At 57.0% G+C, this 19914-nt stretch carries 19 protein-coding genes, 1 tRNA gene, 1 pseudogene and 1 riboswitch; of the genes and pseudogenes, 14 read left to right on the top strand and 7 right to left on the bottom strand.

What is annotated here, in order from left to right:
* Positions 1 to 98 precede the first annotated feature (98 nt).
* The gene (locus ACR0BT_RS18415) at positions 99 to 539 is read right to left on the bottom strand and encodes a 6,7-dimethyl-8-ribityllumazine synthase (protein WP_170613155.1); all 441 of its coding nucleotides are present in this window, start codon (positions 537 to 539) and stop codon (positions 99 to 101) included.
* 72 nt (positions 540 to 611) lie between these two features.
* Positions 612 to 758: riboswitch (FMN riboswitch) on the bottom strand.
* Between the two features lie 55 nt (positions 759 to 813).
* Here ACR0BT_RS18415 and ACR0BT_RS18410 point away from each other — a divergent pair.
* Positions 814 to 1428 (top strand): FMN-binding negative transcriptional regulator, encoded by a 615-nt coding sequence (locus ACR0BT_RS18410; protein ID WP_480763795.1) that lies wholly within the window; start codon positions 814 to 816, stop codon positions 1426 to 1428.
* Positions 1429 to 1450: 22 nt separating this feature from the next.
* Here the strand turns inward: ACR0BT_RS18410 and ACR0BT_RS18405 are convergent, their stop codons facing one another.
* Positions 1451 to 1897 carry a c-type cytochrome gene (locus tag ACR0BT_RS18405; protein WP_170425585.1) on the bottom strand — a complete coding sequence of 149 codons (447 nt, stop codon included), beginning with the start codon at positions 1895 to 1897 and terminating at the stop codon, positions 1451 to 1453.
* Positions 1898 to 2382: 485 nt separating this feature from the next.
* Between ACR0BT_RS18405 and petA the strand changes: the two genes are divergently transcribed.
* From petA to ACR0BT_RS18390, 3 genes are read left to right on the top strand one after another with little or no spacing between them, the layout of a single operon-like run.
* Positions 2383 to 2967 carry a ubiquinol-cytochrome c reductase iron-sulfur subunit gene (gene petA / locus ACR0BT_RS18400; protein WP_170398293.1) on the top strand — a complete coding sequence of 195 codons (585 nt, stop codon included), beginning with the start codon at positions 2383 to 2385 and terminating at the stop codon, positions 2965 to 2967.
* 14 nt (positions 2968 to 2981) lie between these two features.
* The gene (gene petB, locus ACR0BT_RS18395) at positions 2982 to 4313 is read left to right on the top strand and encodes a cytochrome b (protein ID WP_170398296.1); all 1332 of its coding nucleotides are present in this window, start codon (positions 2982 to 2984) and stop codon (positions 4311 to 4313) included.
* A gap of 17 nt (positions 4314 to 4330) precedes the next feature.
* Positions 4331 to 5116, top strand: coding sequence for a cytochrome c1 (locus ACR0BT_RS18390; RefSeq protein WP_170398299.1), 786 nt, complete (start codon positions 4331 to 4333; stop codon positions 5114 to 5116).
* Between the two features lie 143 nt (positions 5117 to 5259).
* Here the strand turns inward: ACR0BT_RS18390 and mtaB are convergent, their stop codons facing one another.
* Together mtaB and dapF are read right to left on the bottom strand one after the other, a co-directional pair.
* Positions 5260 to 6516 (bottom strand): tRNA (N(6)-L-threonylcarbamoyladenosine(37)-C(2))-methylthiotransferase MtaB, encoded by a 1257-nt coding sequence (gene mtaB / locus ACR0BT_RS18385; protein WP_480763794.1) that lies wholly within the window; start codon positions 6514 to 6516, stop codon positions 5260 to 5262.
* The gene (gene dapF, locus ACR0BT_RS18380) at positions 6513 to 7355 is read right to left on the bottom strand and encodes a diaminopimelate epimerase (RefSeq protein ID WP_480763793.1); all 843 of its coding nucleotides are present in this window, start codon (positions 7353 to 7355) and stop codon (positions 6513 to 6515) included. The genes mtaB and dapF overlap by 4 nt, the downstream gene beginning before the upstream one ends.
* Positions 7356 to 7564: 209 nt before the next feature.
* Between dapF and ACR0BT_RS18375 the strand changes: the two genes are divergently transcribed.
* The 3 genes and pseudogenes from ACR0BT_RS18375 to ACR0BT_RS18365 all read left to right on the top strand — a co-directional run bounded on the left by ACR0BT_RS18375 (position 7565) and on the right by ACR0BT_RS18365 (position 10555).
* Positions 7565 to 7640: transfer RNA gene (locus ACR0BT_RS18375), tRNA-Lys, on the top strand.
* A 459-nt stretch (positions 7641 to 8099) separates the two neighbouring features.
* A pseudogene (locus ACR0BT_RS18370) lies at positions 8100 to 8567 on the top strand (CmcI family methyltransferase); the annotation flags it as partial.
* Between the two features lie 131 nt (positions 8568 to 8698).
* Positions 8699 to 10555 (top strand): SLC13 family permease, encoded by a 1857-nt coding sequence (locus ACR0BT_RS18365; RefSeq protein WP_170398548.1) that lies wholly within the window; start codon positions 8699 to 8701, stop codon positions 10553 to 10555.
* Between the two features lie 9 nt (positions 10556 to 10564).
* On the opposite strand, the gene ACR0BT_RS18360 is transcribed toward ACR0BT_RS18365, so the two are convergent.
* The gene (locus tag ACR0BT_RS18360; protein WP_480763792.1) at positions 10565 to 11665 is read right to left on the bottom strand and encodes a Gfo/Idh/MocA family protein; all 1101 of its coding nucleotides are present in this window, start codon (positions 11663 to 11665) and stop codon (positions 10565 to 10567) included.
* Between the two features lie 12 nt (positions 11666 to 11677).
* Positions 11678 to 12388: a GntR family transcriptional regulator gene (locus ACR0BT_RS18355; RefSeq protein ID WP_170513702.1), complete on the bottom strand. Its 711-nt coding sequence runs from the start codon at positions 12386 to 12388 to the stop codon at positions 11678 to 11680.
* 105 nt (positions 12389 to 12493) lie between these two features.
* On the opposite strand from ACR0BT_RS18355, the gene ACR0BT_RS18350 reads away from it, so the two are divergent.
* The 6 genes from ACR0BT_RS18350 to ACR0BT_RS18325 are packed head-to-tail and all read left to right on the top strand — an operon-like array spanning position 12494 to position 18071.
* Positions 12494 to 13648: an LLM class flavin-dependent oxidoreductase gene (locus ACR0BT_RS18350; protein WP_480763791.1), complete on the top strand. Its 1155-nt coding sequence runs from the start codon at positions 12494 to 12496 to the stop codon at positions 13646 to 13648.
* Positions 13648 to 14538, top strand: a complete 891-nt coding sequence (locus ACR0BT_RS18345) for an aldo/keto reductase (RefSeq protein ID WP_170408178.1) — start codon at positions 13648 to 13650, stop codon at positions 14536 to 14538. Before ACR0BT_RS18350 ends, ACR0BT_RS18345 begins: the two co-directional genes overlap by 1 nt.
* Positions 14538 to 15053: a flavin reductase family protein gene (locus ACR0BT_RS18340; protein WP_170408253.1), complete on the top strand. Its 516-nt coding sequence runs from the start codon at positions 14538 to 14540 to the stop codon at positions 15051 to 15053. Before ACR0BT_RS18345 ends, ACR0BT_RS18340 begins: the two co-directional genes overlap by 1 nt.
* Positions 15054 to 15106: 53 nt before the next feature.
* A complete protein-coding gene (locus ACR0BT_RS18335) occupies positions 15107 to 15694 on the top strand; it encodes a TRAP transporter small permease (protein WP_170398319.1) in 588 nt (195 codons plus the stop codon).
* Entirely contained in the window at positions 15695 to 16984 is a 1290-nt protein-coding gene (locus ACR0BT_RS18330; RefSeq protein ID WP_170398321.1) for a TRAP transporter large permease, read from the top strand.
* Between the two features lie 25 nt (positions 16985 to 17009).
* Complete coding sequence (locus ACR0BT_RS18325; RefSeq protein WP_170408182.1) at positions 17010 to 18071, top strand: TRAP transporter substrate-binding protein; 1062 nt, start codon at positions 17010 to 17012, stop codon at positions 18069 to 18071.
* A gap of 30 nt (positions 18072 to 18101) precedes the next feature.
* Here ACR0BT_RS18325 and ACR0BT_RS18320 read toward each other — a convergent pair whose 3' ends face one another.
* The gene (locus ACR0BT_RS18320) at positions 18102 to 18572 is read right to left on the bottom strand and encodes a tetratricopeptide repeat protein (protein ID WP_170408184.1); all 471 of its coding nucleotides are present in this window, start codon (positions 18570 to 18572) and stop codon (positions 18102 to 18104) included.
* A 15-nt stretch (positions 18573 to 18587) separates the two neighbouring features.
* Between ACR0BT_RS18320 and ACR0BT_RS18315 the strand changes: the two genes are divergently transcribed.
* Complete coding sequence (locus ACR0BT_RS18315; protein ID WP_480763790.1) at positions 18588 to 19856, top strand: cytochrome-c peroxidase; 1269 nt, start codon at positions 18588 to 18590, stop codon at positions 19854 to 19856.
* The last annotated feature ends 58 nt before the right edge of the window (positions 19857 to 19914 follow it).

The raw sequence follows: 19914 nt of genomic DNA, 5'->3' as shown, positions 1-19914 counted from the left end.
TTGAGCGATGTGATTAGCGGGGAGTGCCTTGGTCCTCAAGCGGATTTGCATTTGCAGAGAAGCAAGCGCCGCCCTGTGGGCGGCGCGATTGGAATAAATCAGGCGGCTTGAGCCACCGCGGCGCGGGTTGCGTTGATCTTAAGCGCTGCAAGTGCCGCCTCGCGCCCTTTCTCGATGAAATGCGCGCGATAGATGGCGTTGTGGTGATCCGTTTCCTGATACTGATGCGGTGTCAGCGAGACCGACAGGACCGGAACACCTGAATCGAGCCCGGCCCGCATCAAGCCATCGACAACCGCTTGTGCGACGAAGTCATGCCGGTAGATGCCGCCATCCACTACAAAGGCAGCGCAGGCTACGGCGGCGTAGCGCCCCGTTTGCGCCAGGTCACGGGCCAGCAGGGGCATCTCGAAAGCGCCCGGAACGTCGAAGACATCAACCTGATCGGCTGGAATTAGTTCGAGAAACCCATCCAGCGCGCGATCCACGATATCTGAATGCCAGTTGGCTTTGACAAAAGCATAGCGGGTGTGTGTCATCATGATCTCCTTTCGTAACAGACACGTCACCCAAGGCGATCACGAGCAGGCACACCGCATTACCGGCGTGCTGCACGTTCTCTTTCATCCGGACTGTAACCGTCGGCTCTGGCTTCTCACCAGATCTGCTGACACCCCGGAGACCGGGGCCGCTCGCGGGCTTACGGGTCATGCCCGCATACCGCCGGTGGGGAATTTCGCCCCGCCCTGAGAACGAGTGGGACCTTGCCAAGGAGATATCGCTTCTGCAAGAGAAATTGGCAGGAGGACGAATATGCATCCCAATCCCACCTTTCGCGCCGAGACGCGCGAGCGTCACATCGAGTTTGCGCGTGACCGCGCCTTTGGTGTTCTGGCAGTGTCGACATCGGATGCACCGTTGTTAAGCCACGTTCCCTTTCTTCTGAACGAGGATGCTTCATCGGCTGACCTGCATCTGGTCCGGTCAAATCCGATTGTTAGGGCGCTGAAAAAGCCGCAACCTGCGAAGATCGCTGTGTTGGGGCCGGATGGGTATATCTCGCCTGACTGGTACGAAGTCGATGATCAGGTGCCGACCTGGAACTATGTAGCGGTGCATCTAACTGGTGTGCTTGAGATGCGGCCAACGGACGACCTGCGAAATCTGCTCGACCGGCAGGCGGCAGACTTTGAAAATCGCCTGCTGCCAAAGCCGCCATGGTTGGCGTCTAAGATGACACCAGACGCGCTGGATAGAATGATGCGCATGATCGTTCCCTGCCGACTCATGATCTCGGATGTCGACGGCACTTGGAAGCTGAATCAGAACAAGCCCGATGAGGCGCGACATCGCGCGGCTGATCACGTGCACTCAGCAGGACTTGGCAGCGAGGTGGCGCGCTTGGCCTCGTTGATGCGCAAGGCCTGAGGCACGCGTTCTCGCCTTCCATTCATTGAGCGCTGAATGTGGCGAGATAAGCAGCGATGTCATCTGCGCCTTTTTTCAGCTTGACGCTCATGTTCGGGCGGGCGGTGTCATCATCCAGATATTCCTTGATGAACCCGATCGGATCCCGAGAATAGGCGGCGATGTTTTCTTCAGTCCACACAAGCCCTTCTTGCCCGGCGCGGATCATGTCGTCGGTGAACATCCCGATGGGCAAACGTTCACTTCCATAAAGATAGTCGTTTTCAGTTCCGGCGGTGCGGCCAACTACGCCAAAGAGATTCGGCCCGGTGATGCCGCCTTTGACCAGAACCTCGCCATTTTTGATGATCGCATGGCACGAAGAGCATCTGTTATAGAGCTGTTCGCCTTTCGCCGGATCGCCGGCTGCGATCGCCTGTACTGAAGTCAGAAACGAAACAAAAACTACGGTTGCTGCTATCTTGAGCATTGAACATCTCCGGCTGGGAATATTGCGCCTGTGGCCTTTCACGCATTCCCGTTTAGAGTGCAATCGAATTCTGGTAGATAATCACGTGTTTGAAATATCTATTTTATATTAATAATTTAAGAGGAATCGTATCGCGCTAAAATAGAAGGAATACAGTGTTCCTAAGGTAGAGATGCACGTGAAATCGGCGGCGTTCGCATAGGGTGAGGAGATTTCAATTTGGGGATCTACCAGCGCGGGTCGATGCCGAATCACGTCCCGCCTGCCTGGCGCCAATTCGCCGCTCTGAGGGTTAAAATCTGCATTTGAGATTGAAATTTTGCCCTTTCACCGTGACATGAATGCTTAGATGCGGCGTATTGCGCGTTTAAGAGCGCTGGACGAACTCTATTCTCCCCGATAGATACCCCGTTTAAGACGCCGCACTTGTGCGGTGCGCGAGCTTTATGCCCGTTCGCGGGCGCCAGATAATCGGAGATAACCTCGTGTCCCAAGCTGAAGACCACGAAGGCACCCGCAGAGATTTCCTCTACTACGTCGCTGGCGGCGCAGGTGTCGTTGCCACCGGGGCTGCCGTTTGGCCCCTGGTAAATCAAATGAACCCATCGGCAGACGTCCAGGCGCTGTCCTCGATCCGTGTGGATGTAAGCGGGGTAGAGCCGGGTACGCAGCTGACTGCAAAGTGGTTGGGTAAGCCTGTTTTCATCCGTCACCGCACAGGTGCCGAGATTCAGGAAGCTCAGGAGCAGGACGCTGAAGGTGTCGACGCGCTGCCTGACCCGCTGGCTCGCAACTTCAATTTGAACGCCGACGCACCAGCGACCGATGCCAATCGCGTCATGCCTTCGCCCGAAGGCGAAGGAGAAGGGGCGTGGATCGTTCAGATGGGTGTTTGTACACACTTGGGTTGTGTGCCGCTTGGCGATGCTGGCGATTTTGGCGGTTGGTTCTGCCCCTGCCACGGCTCGCACTACGATCTTGCCGGTCGTATCCGCAAAGGCCCCGCGCCTGAAAACCTGCCCATTCCGCCCGTTGAATGGGTGGACGCCACCACCATCAAGCTTGGCTAAGGGAGACCTAACTTATGTCCGGAATTCCCCACGATCATTACGAGCCGAAGACAAATGGCGAGAAGTGGCTGAACAGCCGTCTGCCCATCGTCGGCCTGCTTTACGACACCCTGATGATCCCAACCCCCAAGAACCTGAACTGGTGGTGGATCTGGGGCATCGTCCTGGCGTTCTGCCTGGCGTTGCAGATCGTCACCGGTATCGTTCTGGTGATGCACTACACCCCGCATGTTGATCTGGCCTTTGCCAGCATCGAACACATCATGCGCAACGTGAACGGCGGCTATATGCTGCGCTATCTGCACATGAACGGCGCATCGCTGTTCTTTGTAGCAGTCTACATCCACATCTTCCGCGGCCTGTTCTACGGCTCATACAAAGCCCCGCGTGAGATTACGTGGATCATCGGGATGCTCATTTACCTGATGATGATGGGCACTGCGTTCATGGGCTACGTTCTGCCCTGGGGGCAGATGTCCTTCTGGGGTGCGACCGTGATCACCGGCCTGTTTGGTGCGATCCCGTTTGTTGGTGATGCGATCCAGACCTGGTTGCTGGGCGGACCTGCGGTGGACAACGCCACTCTGAACCGCTTTTTCTCGCTGCACTACCTTCTGCCGTTTGTTATCGCGGCGCTTGTGATCGTGCATATCTGGGCCTTCCACACCACAGGCAACAACAACCCGACAGGTGTTGAGGTTCGCCGTGGCTCGAAAGCCGAGGCAGAGAAAGACACGCTGCCGTTCTGGCCCTATTTCGTGATCAAGGACCTGTTCGCGCTGGCGGTCATTCTGGTCGTGTTCTGGGCCATCGTGGGCTACATGCCGAACTACTTGGGTCACCCGGATAACTACATCGAAGCCAACCCGCTGGTTACTCCTGCGCACATCGTCCCTGAATGGTACTTCCTGCCATTCTACGCGATCCTGCGTGCGTTCACTGGCGAAGTCTGGGTCGTTCAGTTCGCCAGCTTCATCACCGGCGGCATCATCGACGCCAAGTTCTTTGGTGTGATTGCGATGTTTGGTGCGATCCTGGCCATGGCCCTAGCCCCTTGGCTGGACACCTCGACCGTGCGTTCGGGCAAGTATCGTCCGATGTTCAAATGGTGGTTCTACCTTTTGATCATCGACTTCTTTGCTTTGATGTGGCTGGGTGCGATGCCCGCGGAAGAGCCCTATGCGACCTTCTCGCTGATCGCTTCGGCTTACTGGTTCGCCTATTTCTTCGTGATCCTGCCGATCCTGGGTGTCATCGAAAAACCCGAGGCGCAGCCGGAAACCATCGAAGAAGACTTCAACGCGCATTATGGCAAGGCAAACGCCGACGCCACGCCGGCCGAGTAAGAAGAGGGACCGGAAACATGTTCAAGAAACTTGCAATCGGTGCCGCGTTCGCTTTGGCCCTTGCGCCCGCCTCGACTTTTGCGGCAGGTGGCGGTGAGCAGCACATCGAAGATTTCGACTTCTCGTTCGAGGGACCGTTTGGAACCTGGGATCAGAACCAGCTTCAGCGCGGCCTACAGATCTATACCGAGGTCTGCGCAGCCTGCCATGGTCTGCAATATGTACCTCTTCGGACCCTTGAAGATTTGGGGTATTCGGAAGAGCAAGTCATCACCTACGCGGCCGACAACTTCGAGGTGTTCGATCCCGAGCTGGACGATTTCCGCCCGGCAATCCCGACCGACCACTTCCCGGCCAACAACGGTGTCGGCGCGCCTGACCTGAGCCTGATGGCGAAGGCCCGTGCCGGTTTCCATGGTCCTTACGGTCTGGGCATCAACCAGCTGGTCAAAGGCATGGGGGGCGCGGAATATATTGCCTCGCTTCTGGATGGTTATACCGGTGAAGAAAAGGAAGAAGCTGGTACTGTTCTCTATGAGAACAAGGCCTTCCCCGGTGGTTGGATTTCCATGGCTCCGCCGCTGGCAGAAGATCAGGTTGAATTTGCCGACGGACATCCTGCAACCGTTGAGGCAATGTCCGAAGACATAGCAGCCTTCTTGATGTGGAGCGCCGAGCCGAAAATGATGGAGCGCAAAAATGCCGGTTTCGTCGGTGTTCTGTTCCTGACAGTTCTGTCTGTTCTGCTGTACCTTGTGAACAAGCGCCTGTGGGCACCGATAAAGGGCAAACGTCTGGACTAAGGTCGACGTATAACTAAAAACTAAACCCCCGCGCCATCACGGTGACGGGGGTTTTTTTGTTGCGATGGTGTGGAAGGGGCCAGCCCCTTCTTGGCCTGCGGCCAATTCATCCCCGAGGTATTTTTGGCCAGATGAAGGGCGGATCAGGCTTGCAGTTGCAGGCCGCTATGCCCGGTGATCTTGCGGGTTACAATCTGGCCTACCGGCTGTGGGGCGTCGAAGGTGACTTCGGTGAATTGTTCGGTTCGGCCCATATGCGGGTTTTCCATCAGGATATGATGGGTTTTGCCGATCTGTGCGGTCAGGTGATTTTGGATCTGAACATCACCGGCAGCGCGCAGGCGGGCGGCACGTTCCTTGATGATGGTGCCGTTCACCTGCTGCGGGATACGGGCCGCCGGAGTACCTGTGCGCTTGGAATAAGGGAAGACATGCAGCCAGGTCAGATTGCAGTCGGCGACGAGTTTGAGCGAGTTCTCAAAATGGGCGTCTGACTCGGTGGGGAAGCCTGCGATGATGTCGGCGCCGAAGGTCATGTCGGGGCGCAGTTTGCGGGCCTCTTCCGTGAAACGAATGGCGTCGTCGCGCAGGTGGCGGCGTTTCATCCGTTTCAGGATCAGGTCGTCGCCGTGTTGCAGGGACAGGTGCAGATGCGGCATCAGGCGCGGCTCGGACGCGATGGCCTGCATCAGGTTCTCATCCACCTCGATTGAATCGATCGAGCTGATCCGCAGGCGCAGCAGGTCTGGCACCAGCTTCAGGATGCGCATCACCAGATCGCCCAGTTTCGGCTGAGCGGGCAGATCCGCGCCCCATGAGGTCAGATCGACCCCGGTCAGAACAACTTCGTTGTAGCCCCTATCGACCAATCGTTTGATCTGATCCACCACAACGCCCGCAGGGACGCTGCGAGAATTGCCCCGGCCGTAAGGGATAATACAGAAGGTGCAGCGATGATCGCAGCCATTCTGAACCTGTACATAGGCGCGTGAGCGGGTTCCGAAGCCATCAATCAGATGCCCGGCGGTTTCCGTGACAGACATGATGTCGTCAACCTGAACCGCCTCGGTCTGACCGATGAAATCGGCGGCCATGCCTTTCCAGGTATCTGGTTTCATCTTTTCGGTGTTGCCGATGACTGCGTCTACTTCGTCCATAGAAGCAAAGGTCTGCGGCTCGGTTTGCGCCGCGCACCCGGTGACGATCAGACGTGCCGAGGGGTTTTCGCGGCGCAGCTTGCGAATCTCCTGCCGCGCCTTGCGGACGGCCTCGGCGGTCACCGCGCAGGTGTTGACGATCACAGCATCCGTTAGGCCAGCCTGCTGCGACAGTTCTTTCATCGCTTCGGTCTCATAGGCGTTCAGGCGGCAGCCCAGAGTGCTGAACTTAGGCGGGTTCATTCCAGTGACCTCAGGTATTCAGGCGTCAGCGTGCCCGAAAACACATGGGTTGTGGGCCCCTTCATCCAGACCCCATCCTCGCGCCAGTCGACCCAGATCGTGCCGCCGTCCAGATCCACTTGCACCTTACGCCCAGTGAGGCCTCGACGTGAGGCAGCAACAGCGGTGGCGCAAGATGATGACCCCGAGGCCAGAGTGATCCCCACTCCTCGCTCCCACACCCGCATGCGGATGTGGTCGGGGGCGACTATTTGTGCGACCTGAACATTGGTGCGTTCGGGATAGAGTGGATGGTATTCGTAACGCGCGCCGAACTCTTCCATCGGAATGGCCTCGGCGTTGTCGACAAAGAAAGTGCAGTGCGGGTTGCCCATGCCGGTCGCCGTTGGTCCACCTTCTATCGGCAGTTCCAGCGTGCCCATCTCTTCCGCCAGGGGAATCTCGTTCCAAAGAAGTTGGGGGTGCCCCATATTCACCGACGTCAGTCCATCGCCAGCGTCGCGGGCCTGTAGTGTGCCGCGTTCAGTTGTGAGCGTGAGTTCAGATTTGCCCGTCTCGTCCATCAGAAACCGAGCGATACAGCGCGTGGCGTTGCCACACGCAGCCGAAGTCGACCCGTCGACATTGTAGAACACCAGATGCGCATCCGCTTCGCCGCGTTCGATCACCGCCAACTGATCGAATCCCACGCCGAACTGCCGGTGCCCGATTCCCCTGGCAAGGGCCGGGGTGACCGGCACGGCATGCGCGCGCGCATCGACAACGACAAAGTCGTTGCCCAACCCGTGCATCTTCATAAAGGCCAAACCGGTGTCGAGTATCTGTTGCATGGCGGGCATATAACGCCGGTCCGGACATGAATCCACCCTGTCGCGTAGATTCCTGAAAAAAGGGGTTGACCCCCCAGTTCCACCTGCCTAATTAGGCCGCCTATCGGGGCGCCGAACTCATACGAATGACGGCGAACTGAAGTACGAAATAAGGTCTTGAACCCGGTCGGGTATTTACCTTACAGAGTGCTGCGGATCGAAGAGATCCTAAAAAGAGTGGGCCGTTAGCTCAGTTGGTAGAGCAACTGACTTTTAATCAGTGGGTCGCAGGTTCGAATCCTGCACGGCTCACCACTTAAGCCAAGCAAATACAAAAGCTTAGAGTAGGTGGTGCCCGCCCTGCGGGGTGGTGTGTTTGCCCAAACCAGCACAATACAAGTAATGCGGCTTGCTGTGTTGACTCGCTCAATAAAAACGCCCCGGAACTCATGCCCCCGAGGCGCTTCACCGATGCAGGCAGCAAGGAGACACTGCCGAGGTTTGCTCTGTTGGATTTACGAGCGACGGTCTCCAATGCCTTGCGCGGCTGGCGAAACTGCGTGCCGTTACTCTGCCATCTCCTGCGGCAACGGCTATCGTGAATGACTTTGCAATCGGGTCGGTGTCTTCAGTTATCGCGGATGCGAATCCCTATTGCAACCAAGCTCCATAACGGTTTCGTGCAGTTCAGGCAGTGGTTCCAGCCTGTTTTCCTGACCACACGCGGTGGGGTGTGGTCCAAGTCCATGACATGTTCACGCCGCTTATGCGAGCACGACGCTTGATCTCGCCCGTTCCAAATGCAGGGTGCTTGGCGTTGACATTGGTACTCTCGCCCACAATCGTGCAGCCATAGAAGAGCATCCGATGGCCTCCAAAATCGAGATGATTCAAGGCTCATCTATCGACGAAGACATTGTGGACCAGGATCGAACTGCTGCTGAAGATTACCATAAGGTACCTGTTTGTCTCGACAGCAATCATACACCCGATCATGTGCTTGCTGAGTTATATGCGTATGCCCCGCTTGTTCCTTCGGGTAGCTATTGCATTGTGTTCGATACAATCGTTGAGGATATACCTCCCATTAAGTTCACTGATCGTCCATGGGGACCTGGAGATAACCCAAAGACTGCAGTTCATGATTGGTTGAAAGTCAATCCTGATTTCGAGATCGACAAGAGTATCGATCACAAGCTGCAAATTTCGGTGGCACCGGACGGCTTCTTACGACGCCGGTAGTTTTGTCACGGTGGATTTCGACCAAACAGACAAAGTCCATGACAGGCCCGCGCTGATTGCCTAGAAATGCCTATTAGATTTGCTTTTGGAACCAGGTGATCCCAGTGGAGCAATTGGCGTTTACATACGAAATGGGTGTGGTCTCGGCGCTTTTGGCCTTCACGGTGTTCTTGTTTGTGTCCGAGATTGTCAGGATCGATCTTTCGGCCATCCTGGTGTTGGTCATTGTGGGTCTGTTGAGTTATGCACCGGGTCTCGAAAATCTGGCAAATGTTCCTCATCTGTTTGACGGGTTTGCGTCCAATGCCGTGATTTCGATCATTGCGGTCATGATCGTAGGGGCTGGTTTGGATAAAACGGGGCTGATGAACAAGGTCGCGTCCGTCATTTTGAAATATGGTGGTAAGTCTGAAAACCGAGTGCTGCCGATCGTTTCGGGCACAGTCGGTGTTATCTCATCATTCATGCAAAATGTCGGGGCGGCGGCGTTGTTCCTACCGGTGGTTAGCCGTATCTCATCGCGATCGGGTATTCCGTTGTCACGTTTGCTTATGCCCATGGGGTTTTGTGCCATTCTGGGGGGGACAATGACGATGGTCGGGTCCTCGCCGCTTATTCTGTTGAATGACCTGATCCAAACTGCAAACGAAGGACTGCCCGAAGCTCAGAAGATGGAACCCTTTGGATTGTTTTCCGTTACCCCCATCGGTGCGGTGCTGATCTTGACGGGGATCGCATATTTCCTGCTGCTGGGGCGTTGGGTGCTGCCGGGCGATTCAGGGTCGGAGAGTACGGGTACCGGGCGCGGGACTCAGGAATATCTTCAGCGGGTCTACGGGCTGAAGGCCGATGTGTTCGAGGTCGTGGTTCCGGCCGACAGCCCGCTGGTCGGGCAGATACTGGCCGACATCAACTTTGAAAATCATCTCTATATCATCTCGACCTTTTACCGTGGCAAGACCTCGATGGTTCAGGTGTTAACAGCCGAGATTGCTGCGCCTTGTCGTTTAGCGATTGTGGGTCGGCGCTGGGTTGTCGAAGAGTTTGCCGAAAAGTACGGGCTGACGGTGCTGCCTGATCTGGATGTGTTTGTCGAAGAGTTCGCACCCACGAATGCTGGGGTCGCAGAGGTGGTCGTGACGCCTGACAGCAAGCTGATCGGCAAATGCCCTCGCGAATTGCTGTTCCGTAAAACCTACGGAATGTCTTTGCTCGCCATCCACCGGGGTGAAGAGACGCTGAGTCATGTCGAGACTGAGACGCATGAATCCACCCAGATCGGGCTTGAGAAGTTCAAGGCTGGCGACATGTTGGTTGCTCATACCCGTTGGGACAACCTAATGCGGATAAAGCGTGATCCGGATTTTGTTGTGGTCACCTCGGACTTCCCGCAGGATGAATTGCGCCCGCAAAAGGTAGGCTGGGCGCTCTTGTTCTTCTTGATCTCATTGTCACTGATCCTGTTCACGGATGTGCGGTTGTCGCTCTGTTTGCTGACCGGAGCCGCAGGAATGATGTTGACCCGGGTGCTCAGTGTTGACGAGGCGTATCGAGCAGTTGGATGGAACACGGTCTTTCTGCTGGCGTGTCTGATCCCGTTGGGTCAGGCGGTGCAGAATACCGGGACTGCGGCCTGGATTGCGCAACAGATCATGATCATCTTGGATGGATGGCCGAATTGGGCGCTACAGGCGGGCGTCGCCATTCTGGCGACGGCATTTTCTCTGGTCATGTCAAACGTCGGCGCGACGGTTCTGTTGGTGCCCCTTGCGGTTTCAATTGCGGTTGCGGCGGGTGCCAACCCGGCGGTCTTTGCATTAACCGTCGCGATTTCGACCTCGAACAGTTTCATTATCCCGACCCATCAGGTGAATGCGCTGATCATGGGGCCAGCTGGGTACAAAGTGACCGATTTCGTCCGTTCGGGCGGGATCATGACGATCATTTTCTTGATCGTCTCACTGTTGATGCTGAATGTGATTTTCTGACCCTGTTAATCACCCAGCTAGGCTGATCGTTTGGCCCTGCTCTGACGCCTGTTGTGCTGCAAGGCCGATACGCACGGCCCAAATCCCATCACGCAGTGAGACCTCGGGTTTGGCACGCTCGCCCCTGACCAGCTCCAGAAAGCCTTTGTGCTGATAATAAGTCGAGCCATTGTGGTCGCCAGCCGCCAGCAACTCGGGATCAACGGGGATGTCGCGCTGGATTGGGCCTTTCGGTGCGCGAGGGCTGATGATCAGCTGTGGTACAGGCGCGTCGCCCAGATGTTCGGGCCAGAAGCGGCCCGGGCCGGGCACAAGCGCTTCGATCTTGGCATCGCGCCCAATGGCCGAGATTTCTTCTTGATACCGCGAACCCTCGGCAAACATGCAAAGCTCGAGCAGCGCGCGCGCGCCCGAAGCAAAATCGACAATGACATAGCCGTGGTCCAGAATATCTGGAGTATCGCCGTCATAAACTTCGTCCAAATGATTGACGGCTTGGCCACCGCTTGCGGAAACGCGAACCGGGTCTGATTGCAGGATCAGGCGCATGAGGTCGAAGAAGTGGCAACATTTTTCGACGAATGTACCGCCAGTGTTACGGTTGAACCGGTTCCAATTGCCGACCTTTTCGAGGAACGGAAAACGGTGTTCGCGGATCGTGAGCATCTTGATCCCACCACCGGCGGTCGCTGCTTCATCGATCAGCGCCGTGATCGGGGGCATATAGCGATATTCCATCGCGACCCAGATCGGGTGCGGAAAACTGCGTTCCAACTCCTCAAGCCGTGCAAGATCGGTGGGATCAGTGAACAACGGTTTCTCGATCAACAGTGGCAGTGGGCGAGTTTCCGCAATCTCGGCCAGTTGATCAACATGCAGGTGGTTGGGGCTGGCGATGACCAGACAGTCCAGATCATTGACCGTCAGAAGGTCCTGAAGGGAAGACACCATCTGCGCGTCGGATGCAATCGCCTGCGCCTTATACGCCATCTCCGGGTCGGGCTCGAAAATGGCGGCGACTCGTGTGCCCTCAAGCAGAGCAATGTTGTGCAGGTGTTCCTGCCCCATCATACCGCATCCGATCAGCCCATAGTTGGTGGTCCGGGTCATGCGCAGTTCCTTTTATTTCAGGCGTTGAACGTATGTGGCTCGATCTGGATCAAACCATGTTTTTGAAAACTCGATAGGTTCAGCTTTCTCAGACCAACTGAACCGTTCGATATACCCTGCGGCTTGGCCCGCAGGTTTGGTGAAGCCTTCAGGAGTCCAGTCGGGCAGGGCACTGACAGAAACGCGATCCTCTGCCCGTGTGATCCAGAAGCCAAGTTGTTGCTGGTAATAGCGATAAAGCGAGTCGGACAGCAGGTTCTGGTCGATGGTCCCGGCTGATTCGTCCAGCCAGATTTCTTCGACCGCGATGATTGTGTCATTCAGATAACGCATCCGGCGTACGCGCGAACCGCTATCAGACAGGCCGAATTCCGGCAGCTTCGCAGGCTTCTTGAGATGATCAACTGACAGAATATCGGCACGCGGCAACCCGCCGCCTTCGGGCAGTTCCAGCCGGAACATAGCATAGACGCTGTTCTGCGTTCCGGTCTCGCGGATGTAGTTGCCCGAACCCTGAATACGCTCCAACATGCCTTTTTTCTCAAGCTCGGCGAGGGATTTTCGCAAGGTCCCGACCGAGACATTTAGGTTCGAAGCCATGTCCCGTTCAGGTGGAAGACGCTCACCATCAATCAGACGGCCCGCAGCAATATCGCGGATCAGAAGCTCTGAGATCTGGACATAGATCGGCAGGGCATTTGGATTGCGGCTGTTGGCGGACATTGAGGGCGCTTCACTCGGTCGCAGGAAAAATTGATACACTATTGATCTACATCAATGCGCTTGCTACGCAAGAGGAAAGTCAAAGATGTACGGAGCGTGAATCAAATGACCATCGTCCCCATCACATCCCCCGACCTGGATGCGGCCGAGGTTTCGTGGTTTGCAGCGCTTTGCTCGGATGATTACCAGTTTCTGGGCGTGCCCGATGGTGAACTGCGATCCAGTTGGGAGCATTGTTCAGGCATCGTGAAAGAGGCCGAGGCGCAAGGCTTTCGCAACATCCTGTGCCCATCGTCTTATCAGGTCGGACAGGACACCCTGAGCTTTGTTGCAGGTTGCGCGCCGATTACCGAAAACATCAACCTGCTGGCCGCCGTGCGCTGTGGCGAAATGCAGCCCATCATGCTGGCCCGTACCATCGCGACGCTGGACCACATGCTTAAGGGGCGGTTGACGGTCAATATCATCTCGTCCGATTTTCCCGGTGAAAAAGCCGATAGCGCTTTCCGATATCAACGCTCGCGCGAAGTGGTCGAGATCCTGAAACAGGCCTGGACGCAGGACGAAATCAACCATGCGGGCGAGGTCTATAACTTTTCAGGCCTGACCACCGACCCGGCTCGGCCTTACCAGACCGGTGGCCCACTGCTGTATTTCGGCGGCTACTCGCCGTCTGCTTTGGACCTGTGCGGCGAGCATTGCGATGTCTACCTGATGTGGCCGGAAACAAAGGATCAGTTGGCCGAGCGGATGAAAGCCGTTCATGCAGTTGCCGAGAATTACAATCGTACTCTGGACTACGGCCTGCGCGTCCACATGATCGTGCGGGATACCGAGGCTGAGGCACAGGAATACGCCGACTACATCGTCTCGAAACTGGATGACGAATACGGTCGCGCGATCCGCGAGCGGGCGTTGGACGCGACATCATTGGGTGTGGCGCATCAATCCAAGAACCGCGATCTGGCGGATGAGTATGGCTATGTCGAACCCGGCCTTTGGACCGGCGTCGGACGCGCACGGTCGGGCTGTGGTGCTGCGCTGGTCGGTTCGACCGATCAAGTTATGTCTAAAATCGAAGAGTATCAGAAGATGGGCATTCGCGCCTTCATCTTTTCGGGCTATCCGCACATGGACGAGGCCAAGCATTTTGGCTCCCGCGTGATGCCCAACCTGAAAACCTGCTCGCTTCCCGAAGCCTACGGGCGCGTGCCAGCAACCACCCCGGCAACCCCGCTGGGCAACGGAGTTCGTCGCTGATGCAACGTGTGAAACTATCTGACACGCTGGAAATGAGCCGTCTTGTCTATGGCATGTGGCGCTTGGGTGATGACAGTGACACCTCGACTGCGCATGTTGAGGCCAAGATTCAGGCCTGTCTGGATCAGGGCATCACCACCTTCGATCAGGCCGACATTTATGGCGGATACGCGGCCGAAGCCGTTCTGGGCAATGCCTTGCGCACCAATCCCAGCCTTCGCCAGAAAATGGAGATCGTCACCAAATGTGACATCGTCGCGCCGATGGGGCGTTATGCCGAGGCCAAGGTCAAATATTACGACACGTCGCGTGCGCATATTCTGAAGTCGGTCGATACATCTCTGTCGGAAATGGCGATCGACCACATCGACTTGCTACTGATCCACCGCCCGGATCCAATGATGGATCACCATGAAACCGGTGCAGCGCTGGATGAGGTGGTTGCCAGTGGCAAGGTCGGCGCGGTTGGTGTGTCCAACTTCCGCCCTTGGGACTGGTCTTTGCTGCAGTCGGCGATGAAAACCAAGTTGGTCACCAATCAGATCGAGATATCTCTGGGCGAGATCAGCCCGTTCACTAACGGCGATCTGGCGTTCCATCAGCAGCATGGTCATCCGCTGATGGCGTGGTCCCCACTTGGCGGGGGCCTTTTGATGGCCGGGAACCCTCCGGTTGGTGTTGTTGCGGATGAGATAGCCGAGGAATTCGGGGTGGACCGCGCCGCCGTTGCGGTTGCCTTCCTGCTCGCGCATCCGGCGAACATCCTGCCGGTTTTGGGCACAAATAATTTGGGCCGTATCAAACGCGCCTCGGATGCGTTGAAGGTCAAGCTGGATCGTGAAAGCTGGTACCGCCTGTATGAGGCGGCGCTGGGACATGAGGTGCCATGATGAACGCAATCTCGCGCGATATGAACCATACATTCGTCCCGCATAAGGACGACACGCGAACCCTGCGCGATGCTTTTGGCCGTTTTGCCACCGGAGTTACTGTCGTGACCTGCGACAGTGAGGATGGGCCAATCTGCATTACCGCCAACAGCTTTTCGTCCCTGTCGCTGGATCCGCCGCTGGTGATGTGGGCGGGCGACCGCAATTCGCGCCGGTTCCGCTATTTTCACGCGGCGCGTCACTTCAGTGTGCATGTTCTGTCTGCTGAACAGGCCGAGCTGTGCTTTGGCTGTTCAAAAGACGCCCATGCGCTGCGTGATATCGAACATGACCGTTGTGAAAACGGCACCCCGTTGTTGCCGGGCAGTCTTGCCCGGTTCGAATGCGAGCAGCACGCTTATCACGATGCAGGCGATCATGTGATCGTGGTGGGCAAAGTTCTGAAAGTCAGCATGGCGGATGGAGACGCGCTGACGTTCTTTGCCGGAAAACTCGGCCAATTCGCGCAGAGCTAAGCGCGATATGACGACTGCGGGTCAAACCCGCAGCTGACAGTGGGAGGATCCGCATGGGCGGACTGGCATCGGCGTTGACGCCGATTGCATTCGTGAACGAAACCGTGCTGCGTCTGGGCCGCGCGGTCGGTGTTGTTGCGATTGCAGTTATGGTTATCGCGATCCTGATTCAGGTGTTCTTCCGATATGTCTTGGGTAACGCACTGCCATGGCCGGATGAGGCTGCCCGGTTCTGCATGCTCTGGATGACGGGCCTGATGGCCCCCACAGCTTTCCGTCGCGGAGGGTTCGTCGCCATCGATATGCTTGCGCGCTTCCTGCCGCGCGTGCTTGGTCAATCGCTCAATTTGTTCCTGCTGCTGATCTCGCTGGCCGTGCTGCTTGTTGCGGTCAATATCGGCTGGTCTGAGGTTACGGGCTTTGGTGGCCGGTTCGCCACTGCGGCGTTGTACCTGCCTACCTCTTTCGGGTTCGATGAATGGTACCGTATTCCGCGCAGTTGGATGATGGCCTCGCTGCTGGTTGGGATCATCTTGCTGATCTCGGTCAATATCGAACTGATCTTGCGGTCGATAGTAACCATGTTGGGCGGAGCACATCTTTTGCCTGAAATTCCCGAAGCTGCGGTGGGGGCTGAATAAATGCTGATTTGGTTCCTGCCCACCTTCCTGATTTTCCTGCTGATCGGCCTGCCGGTCTTTTTCGCACTGCTGGCAGCGCCCGGCATTCTGCTATGGCTCAGCGGTCAGACCAACGACATTACGCTGCTCTATCGCAATGTCTATAACGGTATGGATAGCTTCCCGCTGATGGCGATCCCTTTCTTCATGCTGGCCGGAGAACTGATGAACCGGGGCGGCATCACCATCCGCCTCGTCGAGTTCAGCCAGGCCCTGATGGGCCACCTGCGGGGCGGCCTTGCGCATGTGAACGTCCTCAGCTCGATCCTGTTCGCGGGCCTTTCAGGGTCCGCTGTCGCCGATACTTCGGCGCTTGGGTCAATGCTGATCCCGGCGATGGAGAAGCAAGGCTATACCCGCAAATTTGCCGCCGCGATCACGGCAGCCAGTTCGGTGATCGGGCCGATCATCCCGCCCTCGGGCATCATGATCATCTATGCCTATGTCATGGGTGAAAGTGTGGCTGCGCTCTTTCTCGCTGGCATCGTGCCTGGGGTCATGGTCGGTGTCGGTTTGATGCTCATGATCAAGCTGATGGCGGATCGCTACGACTTCCCGGTCGCCAGCCGTAAATACACTTGGCCGGAACGCCGTCAGGCCAGCCTAAAAGCGTTCTTCCCACTGATGACCCCTGTGATCATCCTGGGCGGAATACTGGGTGGCATCTTTACCCCAACCGAGGCCGCCGCAGTCGCAGTAGGGTATGCCTTCATCATCGGTTTCTTCGTCCTGCGCACATTGACGTGGAAAGAAGTCCCCGAGGTGCTCAGCAATGCAGGTATGACCTCAGCTGTCGTCCTGTTGTTGGTCGGGGCGGCAATGGCGTTCAAGACGGTCGTTAGTCTTAGCCATGCGCCGGAGCAGCTGGCCTCGCTAATCCTCAGCCTGTCGGAAAACCCGCTGATCCTGCTGTTCCTGATCAACCTGCTGCTGTTCATCGTTGGAATGTTCCTGGATGCAGGCCCCGCTATTATCATCCTTGGCCCGATCCTCGGTCCGATCTTCACCAGCCTCGGTGTAGATCCGATCCATTTTGCCATTATCATGAGCGTCAACCTGACCGTCGGTCTGGCCACCCCGCCCATGGGGCTGGTGCTGTTCGTAGCCGCCGCCGTGTCTCGGGAACGGGTTGAAACCATCGCCAAGGCAATCCTGCCGTTTCTGGCGGTCGAAATCATCGTGATCTTCTTGATCACATACATCCCCGCACTATCCATGACGATCCCGAGGATAACGGGATTTGCAAACTGAACTGAGTATCACAGGGAGGAAACGCATGCTCAGAAGATTTATCAAAACCGCAGCGGTGGCCACGTCGCTAGTGGCCGCGTCTGCGATTGCCGCGGCAGCCGCCGACTACACGCTACGCGCCACAGCAAACTCGAATGAAAACGACGAAGACTATGACGGTCTGGTCGTTTTCAAGAACTACGTTGAGGCGGCCTCGAACGGAGCCATTGAGGTTGAGCTGTTCATAGGTACGCAGCTCTGCTCGAACGGTGCCGAGTGCCTGCAGGGTGTGGCAGACGGTACGATCGACATCTACATCTCAACCTCTGGAGGGGCCTCGGGCATCTTCCCTTACGTGCAGGTTCTGGACCTGCCTTACCTGATGGCCGATGACCGCATTGCCGAACATGTCCTATCTGGTGATTTCACCCGGCAGATGCGCGACATGGCGCTGGAGGATTCCGGCGGTGCGATCCGTCTGATGACAATCGGCAATACAGGTGGCTGGCGCAACTTCGCCAATACACAACGCCGTGTTGCTGAGCCGGCTGACATGGAAGGTCTGAAAATCCGCACCGTGGTTGCCGACCTGCCGCAGGAGCTGGTCAAAGCACTGGGTGCATCACCGACCCCGATCCCGTGGCCAGAACTGTTCACCAGCTTCCAGACCGGCGTGGTTGAGGGCTCGAAAAACGGCATCACTGACATCATGGGTATGAAGTTCCCTGATGCAGGCCTGCAATATGTCACGCTGGATGGGCATGCCTACATGGGTGCGCTGTGGTGGATGAACAACGCCAAGTTCCAGGAGATGCCAGAAGATATGCGCCGCGTGGTAGTCGACGGGTTTTATGCGCTGCAGCAAGCGACCTTTGCCTCACCCAAGCGCAAGTCGATCCAGGCGTATGAGGATTTCGTTGCCGGCGGTGGTGACCTTTATGTCCTTACACCCGACCAGAAAGCTGCTTTCAAAGAAGCCGCAACCCCGGTCTATGACTGGTTCCAGTCCAATGTGGCACGTGGCGATGAGATCTTTGTAGCGTTGACTGACGCTGTGGCAGCAGCCGAGGCGGATGTTAATGCCTCACGTGATGCGGATCTGAACTGAATTGCTGGGCCGGGCCCTGGGGTCCGGCCCTCACCGAAACGGGTACATCCACCCTTTGTAGTCGTTGACCAGAACATGCGCCTTCTCGATCTGCTCCGGCGACATTTTTTTGACCACTTCTTCAAGGCTGATCGCCGCATCGGGGTCGCCGCCAATGGCGCTGAGCGTGTACCACATGTAGGCCCGCACCAAATCAGGCGCGGGCATGCCCAGACCCAACTCGTAGTACCAGCCGATACCGGACTGCGCCCCGGGATGTCCTTTCATCGAGGCGCGCAGGTACCATTCAAACGCCCGCTCATAATCCTGTTCGACTCCAAGGCCCAACCCGTACATCACACCGATCAGCTCCTCGGCTTCGGCATTGCCGGAGCGCGCGGCGGGCAGCAATTCCTCACGCGCGGCTTCAAACTCTCCGGCCTCCATCAGATCGCGTGCTTGTTCCAGTTCAGCCAGCGCTGGGGTCGCGAGAAGGCACAGGGCAAATACAAACTGGCGCATGGGGTTGCTTTCCTCTTGGCAGGGGCTGCGGCAGCTCAGGAATTGCCGCGCCCGCTGACGGATGACGATTTCATCCCCTTTGATATGGAACAGGCCGCCATCGGTCATCAACTGTTTTACGATCCGATCTTGTCGGGCAACCAGAACATCAGCTGTGCCCACTGCCACCACCCGGATTTTGGCACCTCGGACGGGTTGTCGCTGGGCATTGGCGAGGGCGGGCAGGGGCTTGGCCCAGATCGCACGCCGGGCACCGGAGCGGACAAAATCCGCAAGCGTATTCCCCGCAATTCGCCGGGGCTTTGGAACCTTGGGGCAAAGGACCTTCACACGGTCTTCCATGACGGTCGCCTAAGTATCTCTGACGTCTACGGTAACGGCTTCAATTCGCCCGCGCAGGAATGGCTGCCGGAGGGGTTGAATTCACTGCTGGCCGCGCAGGCACTTTTCCCGCTGACCTCGCAATTCGAGATGGCCGGAAATGTGGCCGAAAATCAAGTCACCGGCGCGGTGCATGACCGCATCGACAAGGGCTGGCCGATCCTCGCCAAACGGGTACGCACTGATCCGCGCTATGGGCCCGCCATGGTCAAGGCGTTCGATGACATCGACACGACCGAGGACATCACGATAACTCAGATCACCAACGCGCTGGCCGCGTTCATGGCGCTGGAATGGCGCAGCACCGACAGTCCGTTCGACCAATATCTGGCCGGAGACCATGCCGCTCTGACGCCCGAGCAATACGATGGTATGACCTTGTTCTATGGTGAGGCAGGTTGCGCAAACTGCCATTCCGGCCCGTTGCTATCGGATCAAAAATTCCACGCGCTCGGCCTGCCGCCATTTGGACCGGGCAAGACCCGCCAATGGGACCCCTATGCCCGCGACGTGGGTCATATGGGTGAAAGCAACCGTTTTGAGGACGCCTATCGCTTTCGCACACCGATGCTGCGCAATGTGACAGAGACAGCGCCTTATGGTCACAACGGTGCCTTTCCCGATCTGGAAGGCATTATTCGCCACCACTTGAACCCATCTCAGAGCCTCGCTGCCTGGACCCCTGATTTGGCCGGGCTGCCCAACGTGCCGTGGCTTGAGAATGTGGATTTCATCGTCTGGCAGGACCGGTTCGAGATGGAGCGTCATCGTCAGAAAATTGACATCGAACCGCTGGAACTGACCGATGCCCAGATCGCAGATCTGGTGGCGTTCATGGGTGCATTGACCGGGACCACACTGGATGCGCCACTGTTCGGTGTGCCAGATGGGTTTGAGCCCTAGAAACCCACCAAACGTCATTGGAAATTTACCTGAAATCTCATAATGATCGGTGCAAAAC

It is taken from the genome of Ruegeria sp. CJ6, from assembly GCF_056536665.1.
Note: the sequence above shows the minus strand (reverse complement) of the source record. Positions and strands in the feature narration are given on the sequence as shown.